The organism is Aulosira sp. FACHB-615 (assembly GCF_014698045.1).
In the GTDB taxonomy this organism is placed as follows: domain Bacteria; phylum Cyanobacteriota; class Cyanobacteriia; order Cyanobacteriales; family Nostocaceae; genus Nostoc_B.
The window spans coordinates 252,038-267,762 of record NZ_JACJSE010000008.1; the positions used below are offsets into that span (position 1 = coordinate 252,038).

Consider the following 15,725-nt stretch of genomic DNA (forward strand, 5'->3'; position numbering starts at 1 on the left):
GACTCTGTGTTTATTCTGCCCAATAGATGTTTTTTTTAGTTCAGTAGTTTTGTAATTTTATTGTGATTTTTACTTAGTTTTTATAAAAACTAGCACAAGTTAATGATGATTTCCCGGAAGTAAGAGATTGATTAGCAACAAGCTCAATTTTGCCTTGGGCGTTACGTCGCCAGCCAGTTGCTTGCACAAGTGTTTCTGGTGATTTTGATATTTGGGTTTGTGCTGGTTTTGTGGTGTGGAATGCAGAGATGTCACGAGTGTCTGACCAAGTGCGATCGCTCCTAATTTCCTGCGTCGGATTTTGCGGTATCCCACCTCTACCTGTGGCGACAAAACTACTATCAGTATTACCAGAACAACTACTGGCTATTTGCTGAGATGGATCAGTAAAATTCGCTGGTAATGTAACTAAACCAGAATTGGGATCAACACCAATGTTATTAATTTCCACTGTGCCATTGACGTTAAATTCAGAACTAGCAGTAATGTCATTGGTCAGGTCAACTCTTGGAGCCAGGGTATTACGGAACTCTAGACCAATAATTCCTTGAGTTGTAATAGCAATATTGCCACCCTTTCCTTGTACGGCATTGGCAATAATATCACTATTTTCTAATCCCACCAGGATGGGTGCATTAACACTAATATTACCCCCATTTCCATTACCTTGGGCTGTTGCAGTAATTTGGCTACTCTCACGCAGTAGTAACAAATTTCCAACTTCTAAGTTGATATTACCGCCATTGCCAGATGCTGTCTTGGCATCGATTACCGCTTGATGTTTTAATTGGATAGTATTGGCAGTGATATTGATACTCCCACCATTGCCACTACCTTGATTGGTCACACTCAAAGTTCCACCATTCTTTAATGATAGGTAGGGTGTTGTAATGCTCACTGTACCTGCATCAGCAGTGAGATTATTATTGGGAATGCCGAATAATTTCTGTAATGCTGGGTTTAGACGCATACTAGAGGAGGCAATGGTGCTTGGATTTGTCTGATTGCGACCACTAACTTGAATAGATTCTGTGGCATTAATCCGAATATCTCCTGCATGACCAACAAAAAACGAACTTGTAGCAATTGCTCCCCCATCCAGTAGTTTTAGCCTAACAGTATCCAGCGTCAAGGTTTTAGCATTGCCAATGTTGAAGGTGGTTGAGCTAATTCTGGTGTTGAGGATGGAATTATTGTTGCCCTGCACAATAGTATCCTGGTTGCGAATCATCACCTCACCACTGGAACCAGTACCGCGCGATACTGAAGATAGTCCGCCACCATTGGATAATAGTAAACTATCGCCACTGACAGAGATATTACCAGCATTACCAGCACCTAATGTACTAGTGTTGATAAAACTACCATTTGAATTGAGGGGCGAGAAGCCAGTTATCTCTAGTTTTGTGGCATCGATCTGAATATTGCCAGTGGCAGATGTTCCATAAGTGATATTACTTAATATTCCTCCCTCCTGGATGCTTAATCGAGGAGTAATGACGCTGATATTCCCGCCAGTACCAGTGCCAAAGTTTTCACTCCGAATCCCACTGAATGCACCCCTCAGATCAATTCCGGCGGATGCTTGAAGATGCAAATTACCGCCAGGAAGATTACCGGAATTTTTGGCTAATATCAGCGAGCGATCGCTAAATTGAATCTCTTTACCCCGAACTCGAACAGAACCGGAATTGAAACCACTGACATCCAAAAGAGATTTCTGTATGAGTTGAATGTCAGCAAAACTTTGATCATTCTCATACTTCAATGTATAGCCTAGAGTAGTGGGGACTAAACTAACTAATCCCGTACCGCCCAAACTACCTAATTCTATTTGCCCTTTTTCAGCACTCAAGGTAGCTCCATTGAAACTCAGATTACCACCCACCAGTGCCAGGGTTTTTCCTGGCTGTACTTGTAATTTGGTTGGGCTAGGAACGCGAATTACAGGAGTCTGACTATTAGTAAAATTTAAGGCATATCCTGTACCTTGAACAGTAATATCTGCGGGCATTTGTCCCATTTGCAACCCAACAGGTACACTCATCGTTAACAATGGTGTTGCCGTCGGGTTAACAGCACTAAATTCAATTCCATCGGCAAATTTAATACTATTGGCAGTTGTGGCTATAAATGAACCACCAATATTTAAGCTGGCATCTTTCCCAAAAAGAATCCCGGCTGGGTTGAGTAAAAATAAATTGGCACTATGCTGGGCGTGGATTTCACCATTAATGTTGGAAATATTACCACCAGTCACCCGACTAAAAATATTTTGAATATCAGTAGCATTTTGAAATGATGCAGAATCACCTCTAGGGATAGAGAATTGACTAAAGCTATGAAATAAATTGTTACCGACACGCTCGCCGTTGGTGATGGTGTAAAGATTACTTCCATTTATAGAATTAGTGGAAGTTACAGAAGTATTGAGGGTATTATCTTGAATTACCTGGGCGTGAACACCATTGTTGTCAACAGCAGATAAGCAGATTACACTCAACACAGCAAACCCAACAAAAGTTAATTTCATTAATCCAGTTCTGGTTTTTATTATGTGTCTATAGTTCCCCATCTAGTAAATTTTGTAACAGTAATTAATTTTGAGGTGTAGCAGCACAGGTTAAGGTTGGTGGTATCTGCGGAGGTGATTTAGCGGCAATTAATTCAATTTTGCCTTGGGGATTACGTCGCCAGCCAGTTGCTTGGACAAGTGTTGCGGGTGATTTTGGTGTTTGGACTGGTGATGTTTTTTTGGTATTGAATGCAGAGATGTCGCGGATATCTAACCAAGTGCGATCGCTCCAAACTTGCTGCATCGGATTTTGTGGCACACCACCCCTTCCTGTGGCGACAAAACTACTACCAGTATTGGCATCACAACCACTGGCAATTTGTTTTGATGAATCTGTAATATTTTCTGGTAATTCTACTAAACCAGAGTTGGGATCAACACCAAATTGATGAACATCTACTGTTCCGTTTAAGCCAAATTGCGAACTAGCAGTAATGTCACTTTCACTAGTGAGTTCGTTACGGTATTTCAAACCAAAAATTCCTTGAGTGGTAATGCTAATATTTCCCCCATTGCCTTGAACTGCATTGGCAACAATATCACTGTTTTCTAAGCCAAGAATCACGTCCGAGTTAATCGTTATATTGCCCCCATTACCAATACCACCTGCATTAGTCACAATTGAACTACCATGACGCAAAACTAGATCGTTGGAATTAATCAAAATATTCCCGCCTTCACCTTGAACTGTAGCGGCTGTAATGCTACCACCATTGTCCAGTCGGATAGAATTTGCATTAATTTCTAGTTGTCCCGCATCTCCAATCCCTTGATGATCAACTCCTACAATTGCCTGATTTGTGATTTGTAAGAGGTTGGTGTTGAGGGTGAGTTTACCGATATCACCTGTAATCACATCCGGTAATCCAAATAATTGCCGAATTGGTGGTGCAAGTAATTCTGCCCTCACACCAACGCGGCTAGGAAGACCAGAAATACTACCCACCCCACTCACCTCAACTTTGTCTGAGGCATTAATCACTAAATCACCAGCATTTCCTTGATTGACAGTCGAGACAACTATCCCTCCGCCATCTCGTACCCTCAGTTGAGAAGTTGTGATAGTTAATGAACCTGAATTGCCTTCGTCGAATGTGCCTACTACGATGACACTATCAGCCAAGTTTTGTGAATTTTCTCCGGCTACTTCGATAAAATCAGCTGCATTAATGGTGATGTCCCCTCCTATACCATTTGACCAAGGCGAACTACCAATGACAGCGCCATCTAAAACTTGCAATTTTTTGGTAAGTACTTGAATATCGCCACTTTTCCCAGAACCTCTAGTGATGGTATTCAAGGAACTAGCAAATCCGCTTACTGGTGATATTCCAGTTATTTGAATTAAATCCTGAGTTTCTACAAAAATATTACTTCCCGAACCTTCAGCAAAATTAATGCCATGCAGAGATCCGCCATTTTGAAGGAATACTTGCGAAGCTGAAACTATAATATTACCTCCACTGCCGCCACTGAAATTATCAGCACGCAATAGACTTTGGGGAAATCCTATAGTGCCGATTCCTCGAAGCGTTAAAGCTCCACTCGCATTAATATTGATATTGCCTGAATTGCCACTTCCTTCATTTACTAATAAAGCAGCAGAAGCATCATTCAAACTAATATTTTGTCCGACGAACCCAATAGAACCCGCAGGAGTACCACTTGCATCTGCTAGAGATTGATGAGATAGCTGAATATCACCAAATTGCTGAATATTACTATAGTCAAACCTCCAAATTGGAGAGGCGATGTTTAAATTAACTATCCCATTACTGGCGCTCCCAAGTTCAATATGTCCTGATGGTGCATTTAAAACTCCGCCATCTAAGGCAATTTCTCCCCCGATTAATGCCAAATTATTCCCATTAACATTTAACCCTTCAGGATTGTTGCTGCGATCTGGAGAAGAGACTAAGGGGTGAATCGGAAATGCCAACTGATGCCCAGTGTTCTGGACAGTAATTGCACCAGGGTTGCTTCCCATCTGCAAACCCACAGGTACACTCATAGTCAGCAAAGGAGTACCCGAAGCATTCACAGCACTGAATTCTATGCCATCAGCAAATTTGATACTGTTGGCAGTCGTCGCCACAAAGGAACCACCAATATTTAACGAAGCTTTCTCCCCAAAGATAATCCCGTTGGGATTCATCAAAAATAAACTGACGGGGTTACTGCTATTGAGCGTGCTAATCATCCCATTAATATGAGAAATATTTCCACCCGTTACACGGCTAAATATCGTTGTAATATCTGGAGTATTCTTTAAATCAAAGGTGGCGGTTTTACCTGTTTCTACAGAAAAGTTACTAAAACTGTGGAATAAATTATTACCTTTATTTATGCCATCGGTAATAGTATAGTCATTGCCATTAATGCTGACACTGGTATTAGTTGTGTTATCTTGTATGACCTGAGCCAAGGTTGGTGTTGATAGACCTGATGTTGCGATCGCCGTTGTGAATGCAGCTAAAAGCCACTGTTGATAGTGGCTTGTACTTCCATAGATTAATCTCATACCCAAAACCTAAACTTTGTCGCATGAATCTATAATTCCCATGACAGTATAATTAATAACTAAACTTAATTTTTCTTAACAGCAGTGATAATGACTATCTAGCAAAGAATTTGGTATTACAATGGCTATTTTTTTGAAGTGTAAGGAGAACTATTTTTAACATTAAAACGCGAGCATACGGGATGATTACTGAGAATTTGGACTTGAGCCATGACAAAACCTCCGCTTGTTTTGACTTTAGCATTCTGAGCAACCAAAGTGATTAGTTGGCTACGGCAGCACAAGTTAAATCCGGTTGTGTATAGCCACTGTGAATAGCAACTAACTCAATTTTGCCTTGGGCGTTACGTCGCCAGCCAGTTGCTTGAACAAGTGTTGTGGGTGATTTTGGTGTTTGGGCTTGTGCTGGTTTTGTGGTGTGGAATGCAGAGATGTCACGAGTGTCTGACCAAGTGCGATCGCTACTCAATTCCTCTGTGGGATTTTGCGGCACACCACCCCTTCCTGTAGCGACAAAACTACTACCAGTATTCGCAAAACAACCACTGGCAATTTGTTGAGAAGGATCGGTGACATTAGCTGGTAATTCGACTAAACCAGAATTGGGGTCAACACCAATGTTATTAATTTCCACTGTCCCATTCACCCCAAACTCGGAACTGGCGGTGATGTCATTTTCTGGTGTCAGTTGGGAACGGTATTCTAAACCAATAATTCCCTGAGTGGAGATGTTAATATTACCGCCTTTACCTCGCACAGCATTGGCAGTGATATCGCTGTTTTCTAAGCCGACAATAGTAGGTGAATTAATGGTAATATTACCGCCATTACCCGTACTGCCTGCGGTGGTTGTAATTTTACTGCGATCGCGCATTAGTAGCACATCTCCTACTTGCAAACTGATATCACCACCATTACCCGATTCTGTTTGCGCCTGAATTAAAGCTTGATTTTTCAATTGGATCTGATCAGCAATAATTTGCAGATTTCCGGCATTCCCTGTACCTTGACTAGTAACTGTGACTGTTCCGCCGTCGGTGAGTGTGAGTTTTGGTGTAGTGATACTCACACTACCTGCATTTGCTGATAGTATATTTGGCAACTTAAACAATTGACGTAATTGTGGACTTAAACGCACAACCGAAGAATTGATATTACTGTTATTATTACTACTGCTACCACTAATGGCGATCGCTTCACTAGCATTGATTTGGACATTACCGCCATTACCGATAAAGAATGCAGATGAACCAATAGTGCCACCATTGAGTATTTGCAAAGTCCCTGTATTTAAGATTAAATCTTTGGCATTTCCATTGGCAAATGAAGTAATACTAATGTTGCTGTATAGTCCAAAAGGGTTTTCACCCATGACGGTGGTATTTTGATTGTGAACTATCACCTGACCACTAGAGCCACTACCAAATGTCACTGATGATAATGAACCTCCCCCAGAGATGAGTAAATTATTCCCATTCACCACGATATCTCCAGCCGCTCCTTTTCCATAAGTACTAGTAGCAATGGAGGTTACACCAGTGGGATTGAGGGGTGAAAAACCTGATACTTCTATATCTGCGGCTTGAATCTGAATGTTACCACCGTGAGCAGTTCCATAGGTTAAAGCATTAATTCCTGAACCTTCTTGCATGATCAAGCGGGGAGTAATAACGCTGATATTGGCACTAGATCCAGTTCCCAAAGCTTCCGCACGAATCCAACTACGAATTTTAGCATCGGGTGTAGTGCCAATAATGGCGATCGCTTCTGATGCTTGCAAATTAATTTCCCCCGCCGCCAGATTGCCGTAATTCTGGGACAAAATCAACGAACCATCGGTAAATTTTATATTTCTTCCCCGGAGTTGAACTGCACCGGAGTTAAACCCACTCACATCTAATAGTGACTTCTGCGCTAGTTGAATATCAGCAAAACTTTGTCCTTGCTCATACTCCAACTTATAGCCTTGGGTGATTGGTACTAAACTAACTAATCCTGCTCCTTCCAGACTCCCTAATTCTATTTGACCTTTTGCCGCGCTCAGAGTCGCACCATCCAAACTGATATTTCCACCCACTAATGCCAAAGTTTTTCCTGACGGCACTTGTAATTTTGTAGAGCTAGAATTGGAAATTACAGGAGAAAAAGTATTAAGACTATTTAGGCTATGTCCTGTACCTTGGACTTGTATTGGTGCGGGATGATTACCCATTTGCAACCCAATGGGTACAGTCATTGTTAATAATGGTTTAGCGGCAGTATCCACAGCACTAAACTCTTGCCCATCAGCAAATTTAATACTGTTAGCTGTTGTTGCTACAAATGAACCACCAATATTTAAGCTGGCATTTGCCCCAAAAATAATCCCGGCTGGGTTAATTAAAAATAAGTTGGCACTACCATTGGTAATAATTTTACCATCTATATTGGAAACATTACCACCAGTTACCCGACTAAAAATATTCTGAATATCAGCGTCATTATTAAATGATGCAGAACCATTTGTCGGGATAGAGAATTGACTAAAGCTATGAAATAAATTGTTGCCTACACGAGTGCCATCCTTGATACTGTAACTATTGCCACTACTTTCTACAAGCGTTTTGAGGGTGTTATCGGGAGTTACTTGTGCGTGAACACTATTGTTATAAACAGCAAATAAGCTGATTACACTTAGCACACCAAACCCGACAAAAGTTAATTTCATTGATCCAGTTCTTGTTTCTGATTCTGCAATTTATTGTTCCCAATAGAGTCAGTTTTGTAACGGTAATTAATTTTCGGCTACAGATGCACAGGTTAAGGCTGATTTTATCTGCGAAGAAGATTTAGCAGCAATTAATTCAATTTTGCCTTGGGCATTACGTCGCCAAGAAGTGGCTTGGACAAGTGTTTCTGGTGATTTTGGTGTTTGGGCTTGTGCTGGTTGTGTTTGATGGAATGCAGTCAGATTGCGGGTGTCTGACCAAGGGCGATCGCTCCTCACTTCTTGCATCGGATTTTGCGGTACACCACCCCTACCTGTAGCAACAAAACTACTACCAGTATTGGCATTACAACCACTAGCAATTTTTTGGGAAGGATCAGTGATATTTGTAGGTAATTCTACTAGCACAGAATTGGGATTAACACCAACATTTTTAATTTCCACTGTGCCATTAACACCAAATTGAGAACTTGCAGTGATGTCGTTTTCTGATGTGAGTCCGGGACGATATTCTAAGCCGATAATTCCCTGAGTAGTGATGTTAATATTGCCACCACGACCTTGCACTGCATTGGCGATAATATCACTATTTTCTAACCCAATAATCACAGGTGAGTTAATCGACAAATTACCACCATTACCTGTCCCCGCAGAATTGGCAGAAATTAAGCTATCGTGCCGCATCAGCAGGTAATCTTGCAGATTCAAGTGAATATTTCCCCCGTTACCAGAGGCGGTTGAGGCTGAGATACTACCTTGGTTGTTGAGAAAAATTGAGTTGGCGTTAATTTGTATATCTCCAGCTTTACCTGGGCCATCATTTTTCACCGTGACTAATGCGCCATCCTTAACCCGTAATGATGGGGTGTTAATCGTCAAAGCACCTGCATCACCAGTGGGAATGGCTGGTAGCCCATAAATGGCTTGAAAAACAGGGTCGAGAATTTCCGAGGTGGAAGCAATGCGACTCGATGTGATTGATCCAGGTGCGCGACCACTCACCTCGATAAAATCTGAAGCATTAATCGTCACACTTGCTGCTGAACCCTGACCGAGAGTGCTAGATCCGAGAAATCCTCCGTCTCGAATAATTAATCTGGATGTGTTGACCACGGTGTTATTTGCATTACCCATAAAAAGCGTTGACGAAGTAATTGAGCTGGGTAATTTTGAAATAGGGTGATTGCCAGCAATTTCGATCAGGTCTTTGGTATTGACCTGTACTTTTCCAGTTTGTCCAGACGCTACACTAGAAGAACCAATACTACCTCCATTCCCTATTCTGAGGTTAGTGGTAGAAACAAGAATATCACCTGCATTACTAGAGCTAGTGGTGATTGTGACAATCGAAGAGGGGATAGACGGATTACCAGGGACAAAGCCATTCAAGTCCATCAAGCCTTCAACATTGAAAGTAATATTCCCACTAACTGCTTTGGTAAAGATCGAATGCCAAATTTGCCCCCCATCTGCCAGGGAAAGTTGATTAGCTCCAATCAAAATATCTCCGGATGAACCTGTTCCCAAATTCTCAATTTTGATTATGCTGCCTAGTCTTTGGTCTGAAGTATTACCTGTTAAACTCAAAGACTCTGTGGCGTGGACAGTAATTCCTTGTGATTGTTCCCCCAAGTTTTGCAGCACGACAGCCGAGCCTGCGCTCAAGTTGATGTTTTTTCCTTGGATTTGAATTGAGCCATTGCTACCACTAGCATCTAGCAGAGATTGTTGCCCTAGATGGATATTATTAAATTTCTCAACTTGGGAATAATCTCCTACCCATCCTGTCCGAGTAGAATTGAGCCTGACTTTACCCTGTTCCACACTCCCTAGTTCTAGATGTCCACCTCCATTGATTGCCACAATACCACCTGAGAAATTCACCTCATTACCTATTAATGCTAAGGTATTGCCTGCCTTAACTTGTAAACCTGTAGGATTCTGAGTGCGATCTAAAGGTGTAAAAACATCACCAGTTATCCGATGCCCTAAACCCTCGACAGTAATCCCCCCGGAATTTTGACCCATTTGCAAACCCACGGGTACACTCATTGTCAGCAAAGGTTTATCTGCACCTTGCACCGCACTAAATTCTGTGCCATCGGCAAATTTGATGCTATTGGCTGTAGTTGCGACAAATGAACCACCAATATTTAAGCTGGCATTCTTACCAAAAATAATCCCGGCAGGGTTGAGTAAGAATAAGTTGGCACTACCATTGGCACTAATAGAACCATCTATGTTGGAAATATTACCACCAGTCACTCGACCAAATATATTTTGAATATCGGTAGCATGATCAAATGATGCTGAACCACCTGTAGGTACAGAAAATTCACTGAAACTATGAAATAAATTGTTACCGATACGAGTGCCATTGGTGATAGTGTAATTATTACTGCCAGTCACCAAGGTATTTAGGGTGTTATCTTGAGTTACTTGGGCGTGAACACTATTGTTGTCAATAGCAGATATGCAGATTGCACTCAGAACACCAAACCCAACAAATGTTAATTTCATTCACCGATTTCTGATTTTTTGTTACGTATTAATTGTTCCCAAATAAGTATAGTTTATAACATTTATTAGTTTTCAGCTACAGCAGCACAGGTTAAGCCTACTTGCACCTGACTAGGAGATTGATAGGCAAATAACTCAATTTTGCCTAGGGCGTTACGTCGCCAGCCAGTGGCTTCTACTAGAACTTCTGAGGATTTTGGTATTTGTGCTTGTGCTGGTTTTGTGGTGTGGAATGCAGAGATATCGCGGACATCAGACCAAGTGCGATCGCTCCTCAATTCCTGTGTCGGATTTTGCGGTATGCCACCTCTGCCTGTGGCGACAAAACTACTACCATTGGTATTATTACAACTACTTGCTATTAGCTGTGATTGATCAGTGACGTTTCCCGGTAATTTCACTAACCCAGAGTTGGGATCAACGCCAATACTACTAACTTCAACTGTGCCGTTTACTCCAAATTGGGAACTGGCGGTAATATCGCTGTCGAGAGTTAGCTGATCACTAAATTTTAGTCCCAAGATACCGCCAGTAGTGATTTGAATATTGCCACCACTTCCCAAGACAGCGTTAGCGGAAATATCGCTGTTTTCTTTTGGTACAGTCACAATCAAGCCTGCATTGATATTGATGTTACCTCCTGTAGACAGGCCGCGAGCATTGGTAGTAATATTACTGCCCTGGCGTAATAACAGGACTTCATTGGCCTGAAGTTGGATATTACCTTGATCGCCTTCATTTACTTCGGAACGCAGACTTGCGCCATTCTTAAGGAAAATTCTGTTGGCGGAAATATTCAGATTACCAGCATCACCATTACCTATATTACTGACGGTTATTTCTCCATCATTGCGAACATTTACCGTATCAGATTTGATATTAATTGACCCCGCCGCAGAGTTAGTTGTTGAAGATGCGGCGATCGCACTATACAGGTAATTACCGTTAACTGTGGTGGGGGAAATTCCTTGGACATCAATCTCTTTCACTTGTAGGTTAATATTACCTGCATTTCCCCGCCCTTGAGTAGAAGCGGTAATCTGTCCACCTTTGGAAACTTGGAGACGATCTGCGGTCAAGTTAATTGTCCCACCAGTACCTATGACATTCTTACCCACAGAAACCGTAATGCCACTGGCTAGTTGACTCAATTGATCCAATACTGGTTCACTGACAATTACTTCTGTAGCTTGAATATTAATATCTCCCGATGTCCCATTTCCAGCTGCGGCACTGCTAATAATTCCCCCGTTGCTGAGTTGTAATCTTCCAGCCGTAATTGTAATGTCTCCAGCCTGACCTCCCCCAGAAGGTTGAAGCGCGGTGGTTACTCCAGAGCGCAAACCACTGGGTGTTCCTCCAGAAATTTCAAAACTCTCATTAGCGCGGATAGAGACATTACCACCATTCCCGGTAGCAATGAGATTATTCAAGCCCAGAGTTTGCCGCAAGTTAAATATACTGCCACTGATCAATCCACCATCAACAGTACGCAAGCGATTGGTTTCAATGATAATATCGCCACCTTGATTGTTTGTTCCCGCCATAATCAAGGTAGTAATATCGGTAGGCACAAAAATACCAGCCGCATTCGGCAGAGGATTAGCCCCGATTACTTCTACATCTGAGGCTCGAATAGTCAAATTTCCGGTTCTGGAGTTGCTACCAAAGGTGGTAGATTGCAACCAAGCTCCATTATTCATGTATAGCTTGCCAGTTTCAATTAATACATCTCCGGCTCGCCCGGTGGCTGGTGGCCCGAATACAGCCCCTACCGAAGTTCCAATTCCTGGATTGAAAATAGGTCTGGGGCTTGAAGCTCCCAACAAATTAATAAATTCCGTGGTTTTGACAACAATATCTTTTCCGACTCCAGACTGGGTAACAGAAGTAATATTTGAGTTTTCTTTAACCGTTAATCCCCGCCCTTGAATTTGGATTGCACCGCCGTTAGTGCCATTAACATTAATCAATGAGCCTTGCTGCAAAGTAATTGTACCCCAGTCAGCCGCAGCCGCAGAACTCCCTAATTGCCATCCTGTTTGATTGTCCATCTTGATGTCAGCATTTCTGACCGCCCACAACTCCACCCGACCATCTGCGGCTCTCAGGGTGGCTTGTGTCATGTCAATTTGACTACCAACCAAAGCCAAAGTTTTGCCAGTAGGAACTTGTAGTGTTCCTTGAACTTGGACAGATCCGGCATCACTTCCCAGTTGCAAACCAATCGGTACCTTCATGGTTAACAAAGGGGATTGAGTTATGTCAGTGCTGAACACATTACCATCATCAAATTTAATCCCATTGGCAGTTGTACCGACAAAAGAACCACCTATTCTCAAACTGGCATTTTTGCCAAAAATAATCCCGGCAGGGTTGAGTAAAAATAAGTTGGCATTACCATTGGCACTGATTCGACCATCAATATGGGAAACCTGACCACCAGTCACCCGGCTAAAAATATTTTCTACAGTAGGATCATTACCGAATGATACGGAGACACCTGTAGGGATAGAGAACTGACTAAAGCTATGAAATAAATTGTTGCCGATGCGAGTGCCTTTTGTAATGCTGTAACTATTAACATCTGTGTTGAGAGTCCCATCAGGAGTTACTTGGGCGTGAACACTATTGTTATAAACAACGGATATGCAAATGACACTCAGCAAACCAAACCCAGCAAAATTTACTTTCATTAGTCAGTTTTTGTGTTTATTACGTATATATTGTTCCCAGTTGGGTAAGTTTTGTAACGGGAATTAATTTTTGGCAACAGCAGCACAGGTTAAGGCTGGTGATATCTGCGAAGGTGATGTAGCTGCAATTAATTCAATTTTGCCGTTGGTGTTACGTCGCCAGCCAGTCGCTTGCACTAATACTTCTGGAGACTTTGATATTTGGGCTTGTGTTGGTTGTGTGGTGTGGAATGCAGAGATATCACGAGTATCTGACCAGGTGCGATCGCTCCAAAGTTGTTGCGTCGGATTTTGTGGTATTCCACCCCTACCCGTAGCGACAAAACTACTACCATTCGTATTAGAACAACCACTTGCTATTTGCTGTGATGAATCACTCACATTTGCTGGTAATTCCACTAAACCAGAGTTGGGGTCAATACCAACATTATTTACTTGTACCGTACCATTTACCCCAAACTCGGAACTGGCGGTGATATTGTTTTCTGCTGTCAGTTGGGAACTGTATTCTAAACCAATAATTCCTTGAGTGGTGATGTTAATATTACCGCCTTTACCTTGGAAAGCATTAGCAGTGATATCGCTGTTTTCTAAGCCGACAATGATAGGTGAATTAATGGTAATATTACCGCCATTGCCTTTACTACCTGCGGTGGTTGTAATTTGGCTCTGATCGCGCATCAGTAACACATCTTTTACTTGCAGGCTAATATCACCACCATTACCTGATTCTGTTTGCGCTTGAATTAAAGCTTGATTTTTCAACTGGATCTGATCGGCAATAATTTGCAGATTTCCGGCATTCCCAGTACCTTGACTAGTAACTGTGACTGTTCCGCCGTCTGTGAGTGTGAGTTTTGGTGTGGTAATACTGAGACTACCGGCATTCGCTGTGAGTATATCTGGCAAACCAAACAATTGGCTTAATTGTGGACTTAAACGCACAGCAGAAGAATTGATATTACTGTTATTAGCACTACCACGACCACTAATGGCGATCGCCTCACTAGCATTGATTTGGACGTTACCGCCATTACCAACAAATAACGCAGATGAACCAATTACTCCCCCATTTAATACTTGCAAGTTTCCAGTATCTAATCTCAAATCTTTGGCATTGCCATTAGCAAAGGTAGTGATACTCATATTGCTATACACTCCAAAGGGATTTTCACCCATGACGGTGGTATTTTTGTTGCGAATTATGACCTTACCAGTGGAGCCACTACCAAATCCCGGATTTCTCACCACACCTTTCAAAGCCTGTGCAGGGGAGCAGGGGAGCAGGGGAGAATGAAGGTACTCTCTCCCCTGCCCCTCCGCACCTCTGCCCCTCTGCCCCATCAAACGCCTGAAGCTTGTGAGAAATGCGGGCAAATGTTATTGATACTAAGGATGCTCCGCCAGACATTAGTAAATTATTCCCATTCACCACGATATCTCCAGCCGCTCCTTTTCCAAAAGTGCCAGTGGTAATGGCTGTGACTCCCGTGGGATTCAGGGGTGAAAAACCTGATAACTCTATATCTCCTGCTTGAATCTGGGTGTTACCACCCTTAGCTGTTCCATAAGTTAAATTACTGATTCCTGAACCTTCTTGGAGCGTTAAACGGGGACTAATAATACTGATATTTGCACTATCTCCAGTTCCCAAAGCATCAGCACGAATCCAACTGGGAATTTTTGCATCAGGTGTGGTACCAATAAGTGCGATCGCTGCTGATGCTTGTAAGTTAATATCTCCACTAGGAAGATTGCCGTAATTCTGGGACAAAATCAACGAACCATCGGTAAATTTGATATTTCTTCCCTGGAGTTGAACTGCACCGGAGTTAAACCCACTCACATCTAATAGTGACTTCTGCACTAGTTGAATATCAGCAAAACTTTGTCCCTGTTCATACTTCAATTTATAACCCTGTGTAATCGGTACTAAACTCACTACCCCTGCTCCTCCCAGACTCCCTAGTTCTATTTGACCTTTTGCTGCACTCAGAGTCGCACCATTCAAACTGATATTTCCACCTACTAACGCTAAGGTTTTTCCTGACTGTACTTGTAATTTTGTGGAGCTAGAATTGGGAATTACAGGGGAAAAACTATCGGTTGCATCTAAGCTATGTCCTGTCCCTTGGACTTGTATCGATACGGGATGATTACCCATTTGCAACCCAATGGGTACAGTCATGGTTAATAATGGTTTAGCGGTAGTATCCACAGCACTAAACTCTGACCCATCAGCAAATTTAATACTATTAGCCGTAGTTCCGATGAAGGAACCACCAATATTTAAGCTGGCATTTTTGCCAAAAATAATCCCAGATGGGTTGAGTAAAAATAAGTTGGCACTACCATTGGCTTGAATTAAACCATCAATATAGGAAACATTACCGCCTGTGACACGGCTAAATATATTTTGGATATCTGCGACATTGTTAAAGACTGCGGAACCATTACTGGGAACTGAGAATTGGCTGAAGCTATGAAATAAATTATTACCGACACGAGCGCCATTAGTGATGCTGTAATGATTACTCCCACTCACAGCAGTATTGAGAGTCCCATCAGGAGTGACTTGTGCATTAACACCACGATCGCAAACGGTAGAGATGCCGATCGCACCAACAACGGCAAACCCAATAAAAGCTAATTTCATGAGAATATATTTTAATCTTGTATTTTATTCTGTATAAATTCTTCCCTTTT

General features: G+C 42.1%; 6 protein-coding genes and 1 pseudogene. All 7 read right to left on the reverse strand.

Going from position 1 to position 15,725, the window contains the following annotated elements; genetic code table 11:
- Nucleotides 1-73 precede the first annotated feature (73 nt).
- The gene (locus H6G77_RS16220) at nucleotides 74-2,533 is read right to left on the reverse strand and encodes an S-layer family protein (RefSeq protein WP_190872123.1); all 2,460 of its coding nucleotides are present in this window, start codon (nucleotides 2,531-2,533) and stop codon (nucleotides 74-76) included.
- A gap of 64 nt (nucleotides 2,534-2,597) precedes the next feature.
- Nucleotides 2,598-5,096, reverse strand: coding sequence for an S-layer family protein (locus H6G77_RS16225; protein ID WP_190872124.1), 2,499 nt, complete (start codon nucleotides 5,094-5,096; stop codon nucleotides 2,598-2,600).
- Nucleotides 5,097-5,358: 262 nt separating this feature from the next.
- Entirely contained in the window at nucleotides 5,359-7,803 is a 2,445-nt protein-coding gene (locus tag H6G77_RS16230; protein ID WP_190872125.1) for an S-layer family protein, read from the reverse strand.
- 66 nt (nucleotides 7,804-7,869) lie between these two features.
- The gene (locus H6G77_RS16235) at nucleotides 7,870-10,323 is read right to left on the reverse strand and encodes an S-layer family protein (protein WP_190872126.1); all 2,454 of its coding nucleotides are present in this window, start codon (nucleotides 10,321-10,323) and stop codon (nucleotides 7,870-7,872) included.
- A 65-nt stretch (nucleotides 10,324-10,388) separates the two neighbouring features.
- On the reverse strand, nucleotides 10,389-13,019 hold the full coding sequence (locus H6G77_RS16240) for an S-layer family protein (protein WP_190872127.1): 2,631 nt from the start codon (nucleotides 13,017-13,019) through the stop codon (nucleotides 10,389-10,391).
- Nucleotides 13,020-13,082: 63 nt separating this feature from the next.
- Nucleotides 13,083-14,252: pseudogene (locus H6G77_RS16245) on the reverse strand (filamentous hemagglutinin); the annotation flags it as partial.
- A complete protein-coding gene (locus tag H6G77_RS16250) occupies nucleotides 14,245-15,675 on the reverse strand; it encodes a filamentous hemagglutinin N-terminal domain-containing protein (protein ID WP_190872128.1) in 1,431 nt (476 codons plus the stop codon). The gene H6G77_RS16250 and the pseudogene H6G77_RS16245, both read right to left, overlap by 8 nt.
- Between the last annotated feature and the right edge of the window lie 50 nt (nucleotides 15,676-15,725).

Coding starts and splice junctions, on each gene's coding strand:
- H6G77_RS16225 (WP_190872124.1), bottom strand. CDS start 5,096: ATGAGATTAATCTATGGAAGTACAAGCCACTATCAACAGTGGCTTTTA.
- H6G77_RS16230 (WP_190872125.1), bottom strand. CDS start 7,803: ATGAAATTAACTTTTGTCGGGTTTGGTGTGCTAAGTGTAATCAGCTTA.
- H6G77_RS16235 (WP_190872126.1), bottom strand. CDS start 10,323: ATGAAATTAACATTTGTTGGGTTTGGTGTTCTGAGTGCAATCTGCATA.
- H6G77_RS16240 (WP_190872127.1), bottom strand. CDS start 13,019: ATGAAAGTAAATTTTGCTGGGTTTGGTTTGCTGAGTGTCATTTGCATA.
- H6G77_RS16220 (WP_190872123.1), bottom strand. CDS start 2,533: ATGAAATTAACTTTTGTTGGGTTTGCTGTGTTGAGTGTAATCTGCTTA.
- H6G77_RS16250 (WP_190872128.1), bottom strand. CDS start 15,675: ATGAAATTAGCTTTTATTGGGTTTGCCGTTGTTGGTGCGATCGGCATC.